The 19451-nt window shown below is 62.9% G+C and carries 19 protein-coding genes; 12 read left to right on the forward strand and 7 right to left on the reverse strand.

All coding sequences use genetic code 11. From position 1 onward, the window contains the following. Positions 1 to 130: 130 nt before the first annotated feature. The 3 genes from QEP12_RS04775 to QEP12_RS04785 all read right to left on the reverse strand — a co-directional run bounded on the left by QEP12_RS04775 (position 131) and on the right by QEP12_RS04785 (position 2703). On the reverse strand, positions 131 to 904 hold the full coding sequence (locus QEP12_RS04775) for an SDR family oxidoreductase (RefSeq protein WP_284213529.1): 774 nt from the start codon (positions 902 to 904) through the stop codon (positions 131 to 133). 118 nt (positions 905 to 1022) lie between these two features. After that, positions 1023 to 1823 carry an IclR family transcriptional regulator gene (locus QEP12_RS04780; protein WP_284213530.1) on the reverse strand — a complete coding sequence of 267 codons (801 nt, stop codon included), beginning with the start codon at positions 1821 to 1823 and terminating at the stop codon, positions 1023 to 1025. Between the two features lie 109 nt (positions 1824 to 1932). Beyond that, the gene (locus QEP12_RS04785; protein WP_284213531.1) at positions 1933 to 2703 is read right to left on the reverse strand and encodes a ferredoxin--NADP reductase; all 771 of its coding nucleotides are present in this window, start codon (positions 2701 to 2703) and stop codon (positions 1933 to 1935) included. A 368-nt stretch (positions 2704 to 3071) separates the two neighbouring features. Here QEP12_RS04785 and QEP12_RS04790 point away from each other — a divergent pair, with 368 nt between their 5' ends. The 4 genes from QEP12_RS04790 to QEP12_RS04805 all read left to right on the forward strand — a co-directional run bounded on the left by QEP12_RS04790 (position 3072) and on the right by QEP12_RS04805 (position 7847). Next, positions 3072 to 4274, forward strand: a complete 1203-nt coding sequence (locus QEP12_RS04790) for an ABC transporter substrate-binding protein (RefSeq protein ID WP_174862150.1) — start codon at positions 3072 to 3074, stop codon at positions 4272 to 4274. A gap of 125 nt (positions 4275 to 4399) precedes the next feature. Beyond that, positions 4400 to 6304 carry an ABC transporter permease gene (locus QEP12_RS04795; RefSeq protein WP_284213532.1) on the forward strand — a complete coding sequence of 635 codons (1905 nt, stop codon included), beginning with the start codon at positions 4400 to 4402 and terminating at the stop codon, positions 6302 to 6304. After that, positions 6301 to 7065, forward strand: coding sequence for an ABC transporter ATP-binding protein (locus QEP12_RS04800; RefSeq protein ID WP_284213533.1), 765 nt, complete (start codon positions 6301 to 6303; stop codon positions 7063 to 7065). The genes QEP12_RS04795 and QEP12_RS04800 overlap by 4 nt, the downstream gene beginning before the upstream one ends. Then, a complete protein-coding gene (locus QEP12_RS04805) occupies positions 7062 to 7847 on the forward strand; it encodes an ABC transporter ATP-binding protein (protein WP_284213534.1) in 786 nt (261 codons plus the stop codon). The genes QEP12_RS04800 and QEP12_RS04805 overlap by 4 nt, the downstream gene beginning before the upstream one ends. Before the next feature lie 78 nt (positions 7848 to 7925). Here QEP12_RS04805 and QEP12_RS04810 read toward each other — a convergent pair whose 3' ends face one another. Continuing rightward, positions 7926 to 8528: a glutathione S-transferase family protein gene (locus QEP12_RS04810; protein ID WP_284213536.1), complete on the reverse strand. Its 603-nt coding sequence runs from the start codon at positions 8526 to 8528 to the stop codon at positions 7926 to 7928. A 48-nt stretch (positions 8529 to 8576) separates the two neighbouring features. Continuing rightward, positions 8577 to 9767, reverse strand: coding sequence for a YbfB/YjiJ family MFS transporter (locus QEP12_RS04815; protein ID WP_284213537.1), 1191 nt, complete (start codon positions 9765 to 9767; stop codon positions 8577 to 8579). 118 nt (positions 9768 to 9885) lie between these two features. On the opposite strand from QEP12_RS04815, the gene QEP12_RS04820 reads away from it, so the two are divergent. After that, complete coding sequence (locus tag QEP12_RS04820; RefSeq protein WP_174862154.1) at positions 9886 to 10803, forward strand: LysR family transcriptional regulator; 918 nt, start codon at positions 9886 to 9888, stop codon at positions 10801 to 10803. Here QEP12_RS04820 and QEP12_RS04825 read toward each other — a convergent pair whose 3' ends face one another. Continuing rightward, entirely contained in the window at positions 10804 to 12342 is a 1539-nt protein-coding gene (locus tag QEP12_RS04825; protein ID WP_284213538.1) for a YifB family Mg chelatase-like AAA ATPase, read from the reverse strand. Positions 12343 to 12547: 205 nt separating this feature from the next. Between QEP12_RS04825 and QEP12_RS04830 the strand changes: the two genes are divergently transcribed. The 6 genes from QEP12_RS04830 (at position 12548) to QEP12_RS04855 (ending at position 18517) form a co-directional block, all read left to right on the forward strand. Continuing rightward, entirely contained in the window at positions 12548 to 12886 is a 339-nt protein-coding gene (locus QEP12_RS04830) for a P-II family nitrogen regulator (RefSeq protein WP_219163464.1), read from the forward strand. A gap of 26 nt (positions 12887 to 12912) precedes the next feature. Beyond that, positions 12913 to 14268: an ammonium transporter gene (gene amt / locus QEP12_RS04835; RefSeq protein WP_174862157.1), complete on the forward strand. Its 1356-nt coding sequence runs from the start codon at positions 12913 to 12915 to the stop codon at positions 14266 to 14268. A gap of 149 nt (positions 14269 to 14417) precedes the next feature. Next, complete coding sequence (gene glcE, locus QEP12_RS04840) at positions 14418 to 15551, forward strand: glycolate oxidase subunit GlcE (RefSeq protein WP_284213597.1); 1134 nt, start codon at positions 14418 to 14420, stop codon at positions 15549 to 15551. 3 nt (positions 15552 to 15554) lie between these two features. Next, the gene (locus QEP12_RS04845) at positions 15555 to 16325 is read left to right on the forward strand and encodes a YoaK family protein (RefSeq protein ID WP_174862158.1); all 771 of its coding nucleotides are present in this window, start codon (positions 15555 to 15557) and stop codon (positions 16323 to 16325) included. A 15-nt stretch (positions 16326 to 16340) separates the two neighbouring features. Continuing rightward, positions 16341 to 17585 (forward strand): glycolate oxidase subunit GlcF, encoded by a 1245-nt coding sequence (gene glcF, locus QEP12_RS04850; RefSeq protein WP_284213540.1) that lies wholly within the window; start codon positions 16341 to 16343, stop codon positions 17583 to 17585. A gap of 194 nt (positions 17586 to 17779) precedes the next feature. After that, positions 17780 to 18517: a ProQ/FinO family protein gene (locus tag QEP12_RS04855; RefSeq protein ID WP_174862159.1), complete on the forward strand. Its 738-nt coding sequence runs from the start codon at positions 17780 to 17782 to the stop codon at positions 18515 to 18517. Positions 18518 to 18562: 45 nt separating this feature from the next. Here QEP12_RS04855 and QEP12_RS04860 read toward each other — a convergent pair whose 3' ends face one another. Then, complete coding sequence (locus QEP12_RS04860; protein WP_284213542.1) at positions 18563 to 19063, reverse strand: glutathione peroxidase; 501 nt, start codon at positions 19061 to 19063, stop codon at positions 18563 to 18565. A 150-nt stretch (positions 19064 to 19213) separates the two neighbouring features. Here QEP12_RS04860 and QEP12_RS04865 point away from each other — a divergent pair, with 150 nt between their 5' ends. Continuing rightward, the gene (locus QEP12_RS04865; protein ID WP_174862160.1) at positions 19214 to 19405 is read left to right on the forward strand and encodes a hypothetical protein; all 192 of its coding nucleotides are present in this window, start codon (positions 19214 to 19216) and stop codon (positions 19403 to 19405) included. Positions 19406 to 19451: the final 46 nt, after the last annotated feature.

Below are 19451 nucleotides of genomic sequence, written 5' to 3' on the forward strand. Positions count from 1 at the left end.
TTTTGTGGCCGAAAGGGGGGGGCTGATTAATCTATAAAAGTAGCTGCTAGCGCTTGAAAATAAAGGATTTCCATGCGTTTTGTAGCTGAAACCATGGAATGAAGCGCGCTGGCTGCTACTTTTATTGATATCAGATCAGGCTGGCTCCGCCATCGAGCACCAGGGCCTGGCCCGTCATGTGGCGTGAAGCGTCTGACGCCAAATACACCACTGCGCCTTTCAGGTCTTCTTCGCCGCCAATGCGGCGCAGCGGCGCGCGGGCGATGAGCTGGTCGCCCAGTTTGTCGATCAAACCGCTGGCCAGCTTGCTGGGGAAAAAGCCCGGGCAGATCGAGTTCACGCGGATGCCGTAGTGGCCCCACTCCGAAGCCAGCGTGCGCGCCAGGTGCACGGCTGCGGCTTTGGAGGTGTTGTAGGCCACGGTGTTCATGCCGGGTGGTGTGCCCTTGAATGCTGCCACCGAGGCGGTGATGATGATGTTGCCTTGGCCCTTGGGAATCATCACGCGCTTGGCCACTTCGCGCGTCAGAAAGAAGGGGGCCGAGACGTTCAGATTCATCACCTTGTGCCACGCGGCATCGGGATAGTCTTCGGCCTTTTCGCCCCAGGTGGCCCCGGCGTTGTTCACCAGAATGTCGATGGTGCCCAGCTGGGCCAGTACGTCATCGACCAGGGCAGGCATCGCGTCAAAATTTTGCAGATCGTTGGCGAAGGTGTGCACTTCCATGCCCAAGCCTTCGAGGTGCGCCTTGGCCTCGGCCAGCTCGTCGGCCTTGCGGGCGGTAATGGCCAGCTTGGCGCCCATTTCGCCCAAGGCTTCGGCCATTTGCAGGCCCAATCCACGCGATCCGCCGGTAATCAAGGCGGTCTTGCCGCTCAGGTCAAACAGTTGTTTCACGCCCATGCTTGTGTCTCCTAGAAAGTGCTGCAACAGTCGATCCGCGTAGCGGAACGCGCTGATGAACATGCTAGGTTTGCAGGGGGAAAAACGCTGTCGTCTTGGCTACTGCAAAAGACCGGGATTACGCTTGGTAGATGGCTTGCTGCAAGCGGCGCACGATGCGCTCCAACTCGGGCTTGGCGCGTTGCATCAGCATCTCGGCAGAGATCAGCCGCGCAGGGCCGCCGCAGCTGATGGCCATCAGCGGCAGCCCACGCCCGGGCGAAAACGCCAGCGCAATCGCATTCACATGCGGCAGCCAGTCGCCAAACGAGGTGGTCAGCCACGGGTGGGCGCGGTCTTGGTGCTGCGGCCACAAGTGCTGCTGCTGCATGGCGGCTTCCCACTGGTCCGGGGCATGGGCCTGCAGGTAATCCATGGCTTGCTGGCGCTCATCCAGCGGGCAGGCCGCCAGCCATGCCCGCCCCATGGCGGTGGTGCCCAGCGGCAGGCGGGTGCCAATGTTCAGGTCGGAATCCATGGGCAGCGGGCTGGGGCTGTGTTCGATGTAGACCATGTTGTGCCGGTCGCGCGTCGCCAGAGCCACTTCGGTTTGCGTGATGTCGCTGAGCTTGTGCATCAAGGGCCGCGCCAGCTTGCGCACATCCAGCCCCGACAGCATGGCGCTGCCCAGCGCCAGCGTGGCCGTGCCCAGGCGGTATTTGCCCTCGCTGGGCACATGGATCAAATAGCCCAGCGTGGTCAGCGTATAGGTCAGCCGCGACACCGTGGATTTGGGCAGGCCACAGCGTTTGGCGATGTCTTGGTTGCCCAGCAGTTTTTCGCCAGAGCGAAAACACGACAGCACATCCAGACCGCGCGCCAAGGCGGTGACGTAGTTGCGGTCGCTGGAATCGGAAGAGGGCGGCAAGCGGGCAGGCATGCCACCGATTATGGGAAGCCCGCCGTTGTCGCGCCAGAGGGCTTTCGCGGACAAAAAAGCCTGCCGATGCTGTGCATGGGCAGGCTGGGCTGTGGCCCGTGCAAGCCGCTTACTTTTCGACGAAAGCGCGCTCGATCACAAAGTCACCGGGGGTGGTGGTGTTGCCTTCCTTGAAGCCGCGCTGCTCCATCATTTCCTTGAGCTGCGCCAGCATGGCGGGGCTGCCGCAGAGCATGACGCGGTCGGTCTCGGGGTTCAGTGCGGGCAGGCCCAGGCACTGGGGGAACACGTTGTTGTTGATCAGGTCGGTGATACGGCCCTGGTTGCGGAAAGGCTCGCGGGTGACGGTGGGGTAGTAGTGCAGCTTGCCCTTGACGATCTCGCCCAGGAATTCATGCTCGGGCAGTTGCTCGAACATTTCCTGGTAGGCCAGCTCTTTCACCTCGCGCACGCCGTGCACCACGACTACGTTGTCAAACTTTTCGTAGGTTTCGGGGTCACGTGCCACGGCCAGCCAAGGGGCCAGACCGGTGCCGGTGCCAATCATGTACAGGTTCTTGCCGGGCAGCAGGTAGTCGATCAGCAGCGTGCCCGTGGGCTTTTTGCCGACGATGATGGTGTCCCCCACCTGGATGTGCTGCAGGCGCGAAGTCAGCGGGCCATCTTCGACCTTGATCGACAGAAACTCCAGGTGCTCTTCGTAGTTGGGGCTGGCAATCGAGTACGCACGCAGCAGATTTTTGCCGTCCACCTTCAGGCCAATCATGGTGAAGTGGCCGTTGGAGAAGCGCAGCGAGGTGTCACGGGTGGTCGTGAAGGAAAACAGGCGGTCGGTCCAGTGGTGCACGGACAGGACGCGTTCTTCGAGAAAAGCACTCATGATGAAAAGGGTTGGATAGCGTAAAAACGGGCACAACCGGCCCGGGCTTAAAAAGCCAGTTGGCGAACCCGGAGGTACTGCGCATATGCGCAAGGGGTATAGCAGGCCGACTTTTTATATTTCAAACTCGTATTGTCCGAGAAATGCCAGGCCTGGGGGGCGGTTGCGGTCTTTGGTTTGAGATGGATTAGTAATAAGCTGCTGCGCTGCGGGCAAAAGTGACGGAAACCTTGACATTGATTAATGCTCGGATTTAGCATAATGCGCTCGTGCTGGGTGCCCAAGGCCTCGGCGCTTTTTTTACCACTACATATACTCAATTTGAGTATTAATAGGAATGGTGTGTGCCACACCGTGGAGGACGACCTATGCAATTGCGCTGGACTTTGCCTGTGCTGGCCATGGCTGCTTTGCCTGCGTGGGCAGCACCTGGGGTGCTGAAGATTGGCGAAATCAACAGCTACAAAGCCATGCCGGCTTTTCTGGAACCCTACAAAAAAGGCATGGACCTGGCGGTAGAGCAAATCAACGCCCAGGGCGGTTTGCTGGGCAAGCAAGTGGTGCTGGTCACGCGCGATGACAACGGCAACCCCGGCGATGCCGTGCGTGCTGCCGAAGAGCTGTACACCCGCGAGAAGATCGATGTGCTCACCGGCTCGTTCCTGTCGCACGTAGGCATGGCACTGACCGATTACGCGGGGCAGAAAAAGCGTTTCTTCCTCGCCTCCGAAACGCTGACCGACAAGGTGGTCTGGCAAAACGGCAACCGCTACACCTACCGCCTGCGTGGCTCTACCTACATGCAGACGGCCATGCTGGTGCAAGAGGCCAAAAAGCTCAACAAAAAGCGCTGGGCCATCGTCTACCCCAACTACGAATATGGCCAATCCGCCGTGGCCACTTTCAAGCAGCTGATGAAAGAGGCGCAGCCCGACATTGAGTTTGTTGCCGAGCAAGCGCCGGCGCTGGGCAAGATCGATGCCGGTTCTGTCGTGCAAGCGATTGCCGATGCCAAGCCCGATGCCATCTTCAACGTGCTGTTCTCGGTGGACCTGGGCAAGTTTGTGCGCGAGGGCAACACCCGCGGTCTGTTCAAAGACCGCACTGTGGTGGGCCTGCTGTCGGGCGAGCCGGAATACCTGGACGCCTTGCGCCAAGAAGCGCCCGAGGGCTGGATCGTCACCGGCTATCCCTGGTACAGCATCAAAACGCCTGCGCACGATGCGTTCTTGAAGGCCTACCAGGGCAAGTTCAAGGACTACCCGCGCCTGGGCACCATCGTGGGCTACAACGCCATCCAGTCGCTGGCGGCCGGCATCACCAAGGCGGGCAGCACCGACACCGAAGCGCTCATCAAGGCCTTCAAGGGCCTGAACGTGAACACGCCCTGGGGCCCCATCACCTACCGTGCCCAGGACAACCAGTCCACCATGGGCGCGTATGTGGGCACCACCGCCTACAGCAAAGAGCTGCAGCGCGGCATCATGACCAACTTCTACTATGCCGATGGCAAAGACTTTCAGCCGTCGGACGCTGAGGTGAAAAAGCTGCGCCCTGCCAGCGCGCAATAAAGCGCCACGGCGCATGGAAAAACTAGCTGCTTGCGCAGGGCGGTGAGTTTGAAGCGTTTTGGCGCTCTCAGGCAATACCCGCGAGCGCAAGCAGCTATCTTTTTACAGCAAACTGCTGGGAATATATGAGTGCATCTGGCCTGCTGGCCCAATTGCTCAACGGACTGGCCAGCGCCTCGTCGCTGTTTCTGGTGTCGGTGGGCCTGTCCTTGATTTTTGGGGTCACGCGCACCATCAACTTTGCGCACGGCTCGTTTTTTATGCTGGGCGCCTACCTTGCGTTTTCCAGCGTGGAGTCGCTCGCGCCCCACATCGGTTTTTGGCCCGCGCTGTTGCTGGCGCCCCTGGCCTGCGGCCTGCTGGGCGCGTTGACGGAAATCGGCCTGCTGCGCCGCATCTACCAAGCGCCGGAGCTGTTTCAGCTGCTGGCCACGTTTGCGCTAGTGCTGGTCATCAAAGATGCCGCGCTGTGGTTGTGGGGCCCGGAAGAGTTGTTTGGCCCGCGCGCGGCGGGTCTGGAAGGCGCGGTCGAGATCTTGGGCCGGCAGTTCCCCACCTATGACCTGCTGCTGATCGCCGTCGGCCCCCTGGTGCTGCTGGGGCTGCATCTGCTGCTCACGCGCACCCGCTTTGGCACGCTGGTGCGTGCGGCCACGCAAGACCGCGAAATGGTGGGCGCGCTGGGGGTGAACCAGGCTTGGCTGTTCACGGCGGTGTTTGCGCTGGGCACGCTGCTGGCGGGCCTGGCCGGTGCACTGCAATTGCCGCGCGAGCCCGCGAGTTTAGAGATGGACATGACCACCATCGGCGCGGCCTTTGTGGTGGTGGTGGTGGGCGGCATGGGCAGCATTCCGGGGGCATTCATTGCCGCGCTGCTGATTGCGCAAATCAAGGCCGTGTGCATCTGGCTGGGTGTGCAAGAGATTGCGGGCGTGGAGGTGTCGTTCTCCAAGCTCACGCTGGTGGTGGAATTTGTGGTGATGGCCACGGTGCTGATCTGGCGGCCCTGGGGTTTGCTGGGCAAGCCCCAAGCACCTGCGCGCCACGGCGGTGCGCCGGAGATGCCCTTGCGCAGCGCCAGCCCGCAAGCGGTGTGGGCATGGTGTGCACTGGGGCTGGGTCTGGCGGTGTTGCCCTTGCTGCTGGCGGCGGAAAACTACGCCACCGTGCTGCTCACCGACATGCTGATTGCCGCGCTGTTTGCGGCCAGCTTGCACTTCATCCTCGGCCCCGGCGGCATGCACTCATTTGGCCATGCGGCCTACTTTGGCTTGGGCGCTTATGGCGCTGCGCTGGCGGTGCGTGCCTTGGAGTTGCCCATGGAAGCGGCCCTGCTGTTTGGCCCACTGGCGGCGGCTGCGGGCGCGCTGCTGTACGGCTGGTTCTGCGTGCGCCTGTCGGGCGTGTACCTGACCATGCTGACCTTGGCGTTGGCACAAATTACCTGGGCCATCGTGTTTCAGTGGGATGACTTCACGGGCGGCAGCAACGGTCTCACGGGCGTGTGGCCTTCGGCATGGGCCGACCAGGGGGCGAACTTTTACTGGCTGGCGCTGGCCCTGTGTGCGGCAGGCATCTACCTGCTGCGCCGCATGCTGTTTTCGCCCCTGGGCTATGCCCTGCGGGCTGCGCGGGATTCCGCCGTGCGTGCCGATGCGATAGGGCTGGATGTGCGCCGCATTCAATGGACGGCCTTGGTGATTGCCGCCGCTGTGGCCGGGGTGGCCGGGGCGCTGTTTGTGTTCTCCAAAGGCAGTGTGGCACCCGACAGCCTGAGCGTGACCAAGAGCGTGGATGCGCTGGTCATGGTGCTGCTGGGTGGCATTCAAACTCTGGCAGGCCCGGTGGTGGGCTCGGCGGCGTTCACCTGGTTGCACGACACGGTGGCACGCAACACCGACTACTGGCGGGCCTTGATGGGCGGCATCATGCTGGTGCTGGTGCTGCTGTTTCCACAAGGGATTGCGGGTTTTGCGCAGCAACTGCAAGCGTGGGTTGCTTCCAAAAAGAAAGTGCAGGTGGCCGCATGACTGCCTTGCTGCAAGTGCAGAACATCAGCAAATCGTTTGGCGGCGTGCAGGCCGTGCGCGATGTGTCGCTGACGCTGCAAGCCGGTGAATTGCTGGCGCTGATTGGGCCGAACGGCGCGGGCAAATCCACCACCTTCAACATGGTGGGCGGGCAGCTCACGCCAGACCGTGGCAGTGTGCGGCTGCACGGCAACAATATTGCTGGCCTGGCGCCGCGTGCCATCTGGCGCCAAGGCGTGGGGCGCACCTTTCAGATTGCACAGACCTTTGCCTCACTCACCGTGGTGGAGAACGTGCAGATGGCCTTGCTTTCGCACGACCGCCGGATTTTTCAGTGGTGGCCACGCGCTGCCGCGCACCGGCGCAGCGATGCGCTGGCGCTGCTCGATCAGGTGGGTATGGCCGCGCAGGCCGACAGGCCTTGCAGTGAGCTGGCCTATGGCGACGTCAAGCGCGTAGAACTGGCCATGGCGCTGGCCCCCAACCCCCAGCTGCTGCTGATGGACGAGCCCACCGCCGGCATGGCCCCCGGTGAGCGCGTGGCGCTGATGCAACTCACGCGCCAGCTGGCACAGCAGCGCCACATGGGCGTGCTGTTTACCGAGCACAGCATGGATGTGGTGTTTGGCCAGGCCGACCGCGTGGCCGTGCTGGTGCGTGGCCAGTTGCTGGCCGAAGGCATGCCCCAGCAGGTGCGCGATGACGCGCGCGTGCAGCAGGCCTATTTGGGTACGGGCTTGGTGCTGGAGAAGTCGCAATGAATGAAGTTGATAGCTATCAGCGCTTGCCAGATATGCCTGAAGAGCCAAAAACACCATCAACCCCTTTGCTGCAGGTAGAAGGCCTAAACGCTTGGTATGGTGCCGCACACATCTTGCACGGCGTGTCGCTGCATGTGGGGCGCGGCGAAGTGGTGGCACTGATGGGGCGCAACGGCGCGGGCAAATCCACCACGCTCAAATCTATGGTCGGGCTGGTGGAGCGGCGCCAAGGAAAAGTTCTTTTCATGGGAGCTGACATCGGCCGCAAAGCCCCACACCAGATTGCGCGGCTGGGCCTGGGCTATGTGCCCGAAGACCGGCGCATCTTTACCGAGCTGACGGTGCTGGAAAACCTGGAAGTGGGCCGCCAAGCAGCGCGCAGCTGGCCCGACGGCAGAGCGCTGCCGCACTGGACGCCTGAAAAGCTTTTTTCGTTGTTTCCCAACCTGGGCGAAATGCCGCAGCGCCCCGGCGGCCAGATGAGCGGTGGCGAGCAGCAAATGCTCAGCGTAGCGCGCACGTTGATGGGCCAGCCCTATGTGGTGCTGCTGGATGAGCCCAGCGAAGGGGTGGCGCCGCTGATCGTGGAGCAAATGGCGAAAACCATTTTGCAGCTCAAAGCCCAGGGCATTGCCATTGTGCTGAGCGAGCAAAACCTGCCGTTTGCGCAGGTGGTGGCCGACCGCGCCTATGTGCTGGAAAAAGGCCAGATCGTGCACAGCGGCCCTATGGCCGAACTGGCGGGCAATGCCCAGGTGCGCCAGCAGTATTTGGGCGTCTGAAAAACGCTTTGCAGCCCTCATCCGCGCACAGCTTGGTGCAGCAGTGCGCGGATGAGCGGATATGTGCAGCTGGGCCGCTTAGCCCTCAAACCGCGTAGCGTGCAAATGGGGCTGCAGCAGCGCTTGTGCCAGCCACGCATGCAACTGCGGGTAGCGCTGGGCTGGCAGCAGCTGCGGCAGGCGAAAACGCACATAGTCCAGCGTCACGGCGGTGCACAGCACATCCAGCGTCAGGTGTTCCTGTAGGGCGGGCGGCGCGTTTTCCAGCAGCGCCAGCGCGCGGTTGAGGGCGGCCAGGCGGCGCTGGCCCAGCACGCTGGCATCGGCCACCGCTGCACCCTCGTATTTGCGCGCAATCACTACGTTGAATGCAGATTCCATCAACCCGTAGGCCACGCTGGCGCGCGCCAGCACGGCGGCGCTGTGGTCAGCAGGCACCAAGGCGGGGCCGCTGCCGATGTGCTCCAGATACTGGGCGATGAGCAGCGATTCGCTGATGGCGTGGCCCTCGCCGGTGACCAGCACCGGAATGCGCAACTGCGGGTGTGCCGCGAGCAAGGCGGGGTCTTGGTTCCACGGGTCACTCCAGACCAGCGTGAGCTGATCGGCGAGCCCGTGGTGCAGGGCCGCCACGCGGGCCACACGGGCAAAGGGGGAGGTGGCGTTGAGGAAGAGTTGCATGGCAAAGGTGAAAAGGTAGAGAAATAAAAAGTGAGCGGATGGCGCTTGCTAGACGGGCGTAGAAGCCGCTTTTTGTCTGGAAAATACAATCAGCAGCATACCCAGGCTCAGTGCCGCGCAGCCCCAGATAAACAGGCTGTGGTAGCTGCCCGTGCTGGCGTACAGATAGGCCATGAAATACCCTGCCGTGGCCTGCAGCAGGGCAAATGCAGCGGTGGCATAGCCCCACATTTTTTTGTGCTGTGCAGGGCCCAGCAGCTGCATCACATAGCCTGAGGTGATGGCGGCCATGCCGGGCGACAGCGCCCCCACCACAAAGCCCGATACCGCATGCCCGGCAAAGTCCGCCCACACCAGCGGCAGGCCAATCGCGGCGGCTTTGAGGGCGTAGGCCCCGGCGGTGGTGCGCCACCAGCCCCAGCGCGTGGCGCACAGCGATGCGCACAGCGGCCCCGCGACGGCGCCCAGGCCAAAAATAGCCCATTGGGTGGAGGCGTAGCTGGCGCCCAGATGCAGCTCGCGCGCCAGGTAGTCGACCCAGAACACGGTGTGCGGCACAAAACCAAAACCGTCGGTGACATACGCCAGCAGCACCAGCACCACGGGCAGCGTCCAGAGGGCCGGCGCTGGCAAGGCCGAGGCGAGGGCCTGTGGGGTGATGGTGATGGGGGCTGGAGCGGGCAGCAAGCGTGCGCAGCGCCAGCCGCCCCATAACGCAGCCACGCACACCAGCGCCAGGCCCCACCACACGGCACCCAGGCTTTGCAGCGCCAGGCTGGGCACCAAGGTGGCCGACAGCAGGGCGCCCACGCCAATGCCGCAAAACATGAGCGGGCCCAGGGCTGCCCGCCGCGCCAGCGGGGTGGCCGCCATGGCGATGGAGGGACCCAGCACCATCAGCGTGGCGCCTGCCATGCCGGAAATCAGCCGCCAGACAAAGAACACGGGCATGGGCTGGGCAAAGCTGCAGCCGATAAAGCTCAGCGCCACTGCCGCCCAGCACAGCACCAGCACGCGCACCGCGCCCAGCCGGTCCGCCAGCGGGGCTGCAGCTAGTGCACCGATCAGATAGCCCAGCAGGTTGGCGGCGCCCAGGTAGGCCACCTGCTCGCCCGTGAACCAGCCGGCCAGCACCATTTGCGGCATCAGCGCGGTGTAGGCAAAACGGGCCAGTCCCACGCCGCTGAGCGTGGCCAGAAAGCCGGTGAAAAAGAGGGGAAGTTCAGAGCGTTGAATCACAGGGGGCCTTGCAGAGCAATGGGCAGCAGATTAAGGGGCTGGCATCATCATGTCCAATGATTCAAAATGAAATCCATCATCGTTTTTCATGATGTTGTAGATCGAAAGCATTGGTGCCATGCAAATCAAATCCCTGCGCATTTTTGACGCTGTGGCCAGTACCGGCAGTTTTGGGGCGGCGGCCCAGCGCCTGCACACCGTGCAGTCCAATGTGACGGCCCATATCCAAAAGCTCGAAGATGAGCTGCAGGTGCAACTGATTGAGCGCAGCAGCAGCCCCGTACATCTCACGCCCGCAGGCCACACCTTGCTGCCCCACGCGCAGCGCCTGCTGCAAACGCATGACCAAGCCTGCGCGCTGTTTGCCGGCAGCGCGCCACCCGCAGGGTGCTTGCGCATAGGGGCGATGGAAAGCACCGCCGCCTTGCGCCTGCCGCCGGTGTTGGCGCAGCTGTACCAAACCCAGCCCCACATGGATTTGCAACTGCGTACCGGGCCGACGGGAAGTTTGCTGGAGGATTTGCAGCGCGGCCTGCTCGACTGTGCTTTTGTGGCTGGCCAACCTCCGCAGCCCCGCTGGTGGGGGCAGCAGGTGTTCCAAGAAGAACTGGTGCTGGTCAGCCCCACGCCGCTGCCCGGCTTGCCCAGCCCGGAGATGTTGCTGCGCACGCCGTTTTTGGCGTTTCGCCAAGGTTGCAGCTACCGCCAGCGTATTGAGCTGCTGCTGGCCAGCCAGGGCATTACGTCGGCACGCATCATGGAGATGGGCACGCTCGATGCCATCTTGGGCTGTGTGGCCGCAGGTATGGGTTTTGCGCTGATGCCCCGTGCCTTGATGCACACGCAGCAAGCGCGCTTTGGCATTCACTGCACGCCGCTGCCGGAGCCCTTGCGCAGCCAGATTGGCGTGGTCGACACGTGGTTGGTGGCGCCGCAGCCCCAGGGCTGGTCGCCGCAGTTGCGCGCCCTGGTGCAGCAGCTGGGAATGGAGGGTGCTGCAGTGACGATGGTCGCGACCGCAGCCACACCGATCTAATCACGTCGCCGTGTGCAGCAGGGCACGGCGGTATTGCATGGCCTCGGCCACATGGGCACTCGCCACGCTGGGGCTGCCTGCGAGATCGGCAATCGTGCGCGCCACGCGCAGCGCACGGTGGGTGGCGCGGCTGCTCCAGCCCAAACGGTCGGCGGCTTTGCGCAGCAGCTGGGCGGCGGCTTCGTCCAGTTGCAGGTGCTGGTCCAGCGCATCACCTTGCAGCATCTGGTTGCTGCAGCCCTGGCGGGCCAAGGCCATGGCCCGCGCCTGGGTGACGCGGGCTTGGATGGCGGCGCTGGCCTCGCCCTGGCGCGTGGTCAGCAACTGCTCGGCGGGCAGGTGGGCCACTTCCACATGCAGATCAATACGGTCCAGCAGCGGCCCGCTGAGCTTGCCCTGGTAGCGCGCCACCTGATCGGGCGTGCAGCGGCAAGCGCGCTGTGCGCTGCCCCAAAACCCGCAGGGACACGGGTTCATGGCCGCCACCAACTGAAAGCGGGCCGGAAATTCGCTGCTGTGCGCCGCGCGGGCAATGGTGATGCGGCCCGTCTCCAGGGGCTCGCGCAAAGCCTCTAACGCCGAGCGTGAAAACTCCGGAAATTCATCCAAAAACAAAGTGCCAAAGTGGGCGTAGGAAATCTCCCCTGGCTTTGGGGGTGAGCCGCCGCCCACCAACGCCACGGCGCTGGCCGTATGGTGCGGACTGGCGGTGCGGCGCAGCCCCCATTCTTCGGCTTTGAAGCGCCCGCACAGGCTGGCAATCGCGGCACTTTCTACAGCTTCTTGCTCGGTCATCGGGGGCAGGATGCTGGCAAAGCGCTGGGCCAGCATGGATTTGCCCGAGCCCGGCGGCCCCACCAGCAGCACGCCGTGTTGACCTGCTGCGGCAATTTCCAGCGCCCGCTTGGCGGGCGTCTGGCCCTTGACTTCGCCCATGTCGGCAGTCCCCTGCAAGCGCGCACGTGGCGGGGTGGGCAGCTTGTGCCAGCCTGGCGCGTTGCTGGCATCCGGCGATGCGGAGGGCGGCAGCAGCTGGGCCACCACGTCCAGCAAATGCTGGGCGCCATAGACCTCGGCCTGGGGCGCGCAGGCCGCTTCTGCCGCGCTTTCCATGGGCAACACCAAGCGGGTCTGAATGTGCTGCAGCTGCAAGGCCAGGCTGGTGGCCAGCGCGCCGCGTACCGGGCGCAGCTCCCCCGAGAGCGACAGCTCTCCCGCAAATTCCCAGCCGGGCAGCCGCGTGGCATCGATTTGCCCGCTGGCCGCCAAGATGCCCAAGGCAATCGGCAGGTCAAAACGTCCGCTGTCCTTGGGCAGGTCGGCCGGCGCGAGATTGACGGTGATGCGCTTGTTGGTGGGAAATTCCAGCCCGCTGTTGGCAATCGCACAGCGCACGCGCTCCCGCGCCTCTTTGACTTCAACCTCGGCCAGCCCCACCAAAGTGAAGCTGGGCAGTCCGTTGGCCAAATGCACTTCCACGGTGACAGACGGCGCTTGCAGCCCCAAAAGCGCCCGGCTTTGCACGCAGGCCAAACTCATGGCGTGTTTCTCCCTAAAACAGTGCGTAAAAAAGCAGCAAACGTCCCATCCGGCTGCACCAACTTGGTGCTTCGAGGCGATTGCCACGTTTGCCACTGTAGGACGCCCGGCCGCGCTGCACCAAGCCCGCTGGTTGGCACGCTCCCTGCTTAAAGGGCTTGTCACAACACTTTTTACAACTTCCCGCTTCCCGGAGGAACGTCTCATGAAAATGGTGTCAGCCATCATCAAGCCCTTCAAGCTCGACGAGGTGCGAGAAGCCCTGTCGCAGCTTGGTGTACAGGGTATTACCGTGACCGAGGTCAAGGGCTTTGGCCGCCAAAAAGGTCACACCGAGCTGTACCGCGGCGCGGAATATGTCGTGGACTTTCTGCCCAAAGTGAAGTTGGAAGCTGCCGTCGATGACGCGGTGCTCGAGCAAGTCATTGAAGCCATCGAAGGTGCCGCGCGCACCGGCAAGATTGGCGACGGCAAGATTTTTGTGTATGACTTGGAGCAGGTCGTGCGTATCCGTACCGGTGAAACCGGCAACGATGCCCTGTAACGCAACCCTTGAGGCAAGAGACTGACATGAAAAAATCACTCCCTGCAATTGCACTGGGTCTGGGCCTGATGGCCGCAGCAACCGGTGCCTGGGCCCAAGAGGCGGCCCCCGCGGTGGCTGCCGTCGTTGAGGCTGTGGTGGAAACTGCGGCCGAAGCCGCTCCTGCACTGAGCGCGGGTGACACCGCGTGGATGCTGACCTCCACCATGCTGGTGATCCTGATGGTCATCCCCGGTTTGGCGCTGTTTTACGGCGGTTTGGTGCGCTCCAAGAACATGCTGTCCGTGCTGGCGCAGGTGTTCACCATCTTCTCGCTGATTACCGTGCTGTGGGCCATTTACGGCTTCTCGCTGACCTTTGGTGGTGAGGGCAAGTTCTTTGGCGGCTTTGACAAGATTTTCTTGGCAGGCATTACCCCGGACACGCTCTCTGCAACGCTGGCGACCATTCCGGAGTATGTGTTCGTGGCCTTCCAGTCCACCTTTGCAGCCATTACCGTGGCGCTGATCGTGGGTGCTTTTGCCGAGCGCATCAAGTTCTCGGCCGTGATGATCTTCTCTGTGCTGTGGTTCACCTTCAGCTACATCCCCATGGCACACATGGTGTGGGGCGGTGGCCTGCTGGCCAAAGACGGCGCGCTGGACTTCGCGGGCGGCACCGTGGTGCACATCAACGCCGCCGTGGCGGGCCTGGTGGGTGCTTACATGGTGGGCAAGCGCATCGGCTTTGGCAAAGAAGCCCTGCCCCCGCACAGCCTGACACTGACCATGGTGGGTGCATCGCTGCTGTGGGTGGGCTGGTTTGGTTTCAACGCGGGCTCGGCCGGCGCAGCCAACGGGATTGCGGGTCTGGCGTTCATCAACACCATCTTGGCGACCGGCGCAGCAGCCGTGGCGTGGATCGTGGCCGAAGGCCTGCACAAGGGTAAGCCTTCCATGCTGGGTGCGGCCTCGGGTGCGGTGGCGGGCCTGGTCACCATCACGCCTGCGGCAGGCTTTGTGGGCCCCATGGGCTCCATCGTGATGGGCTTGATTGCTGGCCCTCTGTGCCTGTGGGGGGTTTCGGGTCTGAAGCGCCTGCTGAAGGTGGACGATGTGTGCGACGTATTTGGCGTACACGGTGTCGGCGGTATCTTGGGTGCCATCTTGACCGGCGTGTTCTGCGCTGCCGGCCTGGGCGGCGTGGAGCCCGAAGGCTTCAACATGGCACACCAAGTGTGGGTGCAGTTCAAGAGCGTGATCGTCACCATCGTCTGGTGCGGTGTGGTCTCCTTCATTTGCTTCAAGATCGCAGATGTCCTGGTGGGTCTGCGGGTGGCTGAAGATGCGGAACGCGAAGGTCTGGATATCACCACCCACGGTGAGTCCGCCTACAACCGTTAAGCAGAGTGCGCAGGCAGGCGCAGTGCCTGCTGGAGGTACCAGAGCCGCCCTTCGGGGCGGCTTTTTTTTGGCCCTCACAGTCTGATTCACGGTGGGCATTCAAAAAATTCACATGGTCAGCGCAGGCAAATCCGCGTGAGGCGGCTACGATTCAGCCCATGGATACCGCCCTTCACCAGACGCTTGAGCGCGTACGCGCTGCCGTTGCTGATTCTTCGCCACTGCGCATTCGCGGGGGCGGCAGCAAAGACTTTCATGCCTTGCAGTTGCAGGGCGCTATTTTGGACACCCGCAGTTTGCACGGCATCGTCAGCTACGAGCCCAGCGAGCTGGTGGTGACGGTGCGCGCCGGCACGCCCTTGGCGGAGCTGGAAGCCGCATTGGCTGAGCAAGGCCAATGCTTGGCCTTTGAGCCCCCGCACTTTGCTGGTGTGGAGGGGGATGTTTCCACCGTAGGCGGCATGGTGGCTGCTGGCTGGAGTGGCCCCAGCCGTGCCAGCGTGGGTGCCGTGCGTGACTTTGTGCTGGGGATTGAAATCATCAACGGCCAAGCCGAGCTGCTGCGCTTTGGCGGCACGGTGATGAAAAACGTGGCCGGTTACGACGTGTCGCGCCTGATGGCGGGCAGCTGGGGCACGCTGGGCTTGATCACCGAAGTCAGCCTCAAAGTGCTGCCGGTGGCACCGGGTGAAGCCACGCTGCGCTTTGAAGGCATCAGCCAGGCCGAAGCGCTGCAGCGCCTGAACCAGTGGGGCGGCCAGCCTTTGCCGCTGAACGCCAGCTGCTGGGTCGAAGACAACGGCGTGGGCACGCTGTACGTGCGGCTGCGTGGTGCGGTGGCAGCCGTCGAAGCGGCATGCCACAACATGGGCGGAACCCGCATGGATGCGGCGCAGGCAGCTCCAAATTGGATAGCATGCCGCGAGCAAACACTGCCCTGGTTCAGCGCACGTGCTGCCACGGACTGCCTGTGGCGCTTGTCGGTGCCGCAAACGGCACCAGCCTTGGCGCTGCCTGCTGGGGTGGCCGCACCTTTGGTGGAATGGCACGGTGGCTTGCGCTGGGTGCAAGCCCCGCGCAGCATGGGCGCCACCCTCAAGGCGCTGGCGCAGCAAGTGGGCGGGAGCGCTTCACTCTTTAGAGCTGAAAGCGCAGGCCAGATAAGCGCGGAAGCCATTTTTGACCCACAACTTGCAGCCATGCAGCGCATCCACGCACAACTCAAGCAGGCGTTTGACCCGGCCGGTATCTTCAATCCCGGGCGTGCCATGGCTCAAGGGTGAGCCATGCGCAGATTGCGCCATCTCACAAGCTCCCACCGCACTGGTGCCACCAACCGTGCACTGGGCTACTTGATGGCTTTCAATGCCGGTGCCATCAACGCAGGCGGCTTCATGGTGTTGCACCTGTACACCTCACACATGACGGGCTTCGTGTCCATGCTGGCCGACAACCTGGTACTGGGCAACACAGCGCTGGTGCTGTCGGCGCTGGGCGCACTGCTGGCCTTCATGACCGGCGCGGCCGTGTCGGCCATCTTGGTGAACTGGGCGCGGCACATGCATTTGCGCAGCACCTATGCGCTGCCGCTGCTGCTGGTGGCGCTGCTGGTGCTGGTTTTCGGCCTGGTGGGTGCGGTGACCACGCACTGGACCACCTGGTTTGCCGTGCCACTGACGGTGCTGCTGCTGTCATTCACCATGGGGGTGCAAAACGCCACCTTGACCAAGATGTCGCACGCCACCATCCGCACCACGCACATGACAGGGGTGGTGACGGACTTGGGCATTGAGCTGGGCAAGATGCTGTTTTGGAACCGTGCAGGGCGTGAAGCCCCGCAACAAGTGCATGCCAACTGGTCGCGGGTGCGGCTGTTTAGCGGCCTGTTGGCCATGTTTTTAGCCGGTGGCATCGCAGGGGCTCTGGGCTTTCAGCGCTGGGGTTTTGTCTGCGTGGTGCCGCTGGCGCTGTTATTGATGGCGGTGTCTTTGCCACCGCTGTGGGCCGATGCAAAACATTGGCGCCAACGCTGGCAAGGGCCAGCTTCTGACCACTAAAAAAAGAGACACCCCATGCAAACCAATCTCGCCCCCGAATACCTTGGCACCTTGGCGGGCCAAGAGGCCGAAGCCATTTTGCGCAAATGCGTGCACTGCGGCTTTTGCACCGCCACCTGCCCCACCTACCAAACGCTGGGCGATGAGCTGGACGGCCCGCGTGGCCGCATCTACCTCATCAAGCAGGTACTGGAAGGGCAGCAGCCCACCCGCGCCACGCAAGAGCACCTGGATCGCTGCCTGACCTGTCGCAACTGCGAAACCACCTGCCCCAGCGGTGTGCAATACGGCCACCTGGTGGACATTGGCCGCAAAGTGGTGGAAGAAAAGGTCAAGCGCCCCATGGGTGAGCGCCTGCAGCGCTGGGCGCTCAGAGAAGGGCTGACCTCACCGCTGTTTGCGCCAGCCATGAAGCTGGGGCAATCGGTGCGCAGCCTGCTGCCCGAAAGCATTCAGGCCAAGGTGCCACCCAAGAGCGAACACGGCGTGTGGCCCAGCCGCAGTCATGCCCGCAAGGTGCTGCTGCACATGGGCTGCGTGCAGCCTGCCATGCTGCCCAACATCAACTACGCCACCGCACGCGTGCTGGACGCGGTGGGCATTGAAACCGTGCTGGTGCAGCAAAGCCAGTGCTGCGGCGCGGTGAAGTTCCACCTCAACGACCACGACGGCGGCAAGGCCCAAATGCGCGCCAATATCGATGCATGGTGGCCTGCGGTGCAAGCGGGCGAGGTCGAGGCGATTGTCAGCAATGCCTCGGGCTGCGGCGCCATGCTCAAAGACTGGGGCCATGTGCTGCGCCATGAGCCAGCGTATGCCGAGAAAGCAGCGCGCATCAGCGCCCTGACCAAGGATTTGAGCGAGCTGCTGCCCGCCTTGCTGCCGGAGCTGGCCGACAAGCTGCAAGGCCGGGTGCAGGTCAACCCCCAACCCATGGCCTACCACCCGCCATGCACGCTGCAGCACGCGCAAAAACTCAAGGGCGTGGTGGAAAGCAATCTGGCCAAGCTGGGCTTTCAGCTGACTACGGCACGCACCGAGTCCCACCTGTGCTGCGGCTCTGCGGGCACCTACTCGGTGTTGCAGCCCGTGATCTCCAAAACCTTGCGCGATCGCAAATTGAAAGCACTGGACGACGCAGTGGCGGCGCCTGCGGCCATTTTGTCGGCCAATATCGGCTGCATTGTGCATTTGCAAAGTGGCACCGATGTGCCCGTGCGCCACTGGGTGGAAGTGCTGGATGAAGCCTTGCAGGCCTGATGCCGTTGCTGCATTGACCCTGTCTTTGAACCTCTTGCCCGGCCTGGCTGCAGCAAGGTCTGCAGCGCAGTTTTGCACCCCGAAAGCAGGGAAATGGAATAAGTCCGATGCAGTCATAGGGGAGCAGGTTCACACGCAGCCCGCAATGCTGGCATCATCGCGGCTTTGATTTTTCTCGTATTGGCCCTTCGCCCATGACTGAATCTGTGACCACCACTGTTGACAACGCTGTGCCTGCGCCAGCACCTGCCAGCGCAGACCGCCGCCCCAACCAGCGTGGCGGTCGTGGCCGTGGCAATGCTGCGGCTGGCAAACCGGCGGCCCGCCCTGCGCGTGAGCTGCACCCCGTGCTGGTGCAACTGGCGCAACTGCACCCCGTGCTGTTTGGTGAGAATGTGCTGCCGCTCAAGCGCGGCATCTTCCAAGACCTGCTGGCTTTGCACGGCGAAGCGCTGGACAAGGCCGGCTTGAAGCTGGCGCTGTCCATCCACACCCGTTCCACGCGCTACCTGAATGCCGTGGCTTCGGGCGCTGCCCGCCATGGTCTGGACGGCAAGGAAGTGGAGGCCATGGCCCCCGAGCACGTGTTCCATGCGCTGGTGGAGGTGTTCAAGCGCAAAAAGCCCCGTGAAGGTCAGGATCTGCAAGCGACGTTGCGCCGCCGCATGGCGCAGGCCTTTGTGGCTTCAGGCTTGAGCCGTGAAGCCTATGCAGAACGCGTGCAAGTGCGCGATGAAGCCACCCAGGCGCTGCTGGATGCTGCGCTGAATGAAGTGGCCGAGCAAGACGCCAAGGCCGAGGCGGTGCAGCGTGCCTACGTGGCCAGCGGCTCCGGTGATATCCGTGCGTTTGCAGAGATGTACGGCATGGATGCCCGCGCGGTGATGCGCCAGCTGCACCGTGCCAGCCAGTTGCAGGCAGCGCAAGCCTGATTGGCAGATTGCACCCAGTAAAAAGGAGCTCCAGGGCTCCTTTTTTCATGCTTCGGTGGGGCGGGCTTGCAAGGCCGCTTCAATCGCTGGGGTCAGGCTTTGCGGCGTGTCTCTGGGGGCGAAGCGCTGCAACACGCGGCCATCGCAGCCCAGCAGAAATTTGGTGAAGTTCCACTTGATCATCTCGGTGCCCAAAATGCCCGGTGTCTGGGCTTTGAGCCAGGTGAACAAGGGGTGCGCGTGGGCGCCATTCACATCAACCTTGGACATCATGGGAAAGTCCACACCATAGTTGCGCTGGCAAAAACTGGCAATCTCGGCGTTGCTGCCCTTGTCTTGCTGGCCAAACTGGTTGCAGGGGAAACCGAGAATCACCAGCCCTTGGTCGGCATAGCGCTGGTACAGCTGCTGCAGGCCTTGCAGCTGCGGCGTAAAGCCGCACGCACTGGCGGTGTTGACCACCAGTACCACCTTGCCGCGGTAATCGGACAGAGCGTGGCTGTGGCCGTCGATACGGGTGGCGGAAAAATCGTAGAAGCTCGTCATGGTGGGCCTTGGAGCAAGCAGGGAAGGCATGCATCTTGCCACCACCTGCCGCGCTGCCGTGGCCCGCACGGACGGGTGTGATTTGAGTTGTGGCGTGATCTGGAGTAAATTTTTAGCGCATATTGCAAGACACGATCAAGGAGGTGCACCATGCAACGCGGATTGCTGCCCTATGTGCTGGAAGACGGCATTCCGGCATTGATTCTTTCTGCCATCGTGCTGTTGAGCGGCATGGGCTATGGTTTTTACGTGGCCCACAGCCGGCCCGCCACGCCAGTGGCGGAGTTGTTGCCTGAAGCAGCTGCGCCTGCATCTGCTCCGGCAGCCGCAGAAAAACCTTGAAGCCGGTAACCCATCAAAAAACCGCCCGTGACTATGAAGGCCACGG

Source organism: Comamonas jiangduensis (assembly GCF_030162955.1).
Taxonomy (GTDB): domain Bacteria; phylum Pseudomonadota; class Gammaproteobacteria; order Burkholderiales; family Burkholderiaceae_C; genus Comamonas; species Comamonas jiangduensis.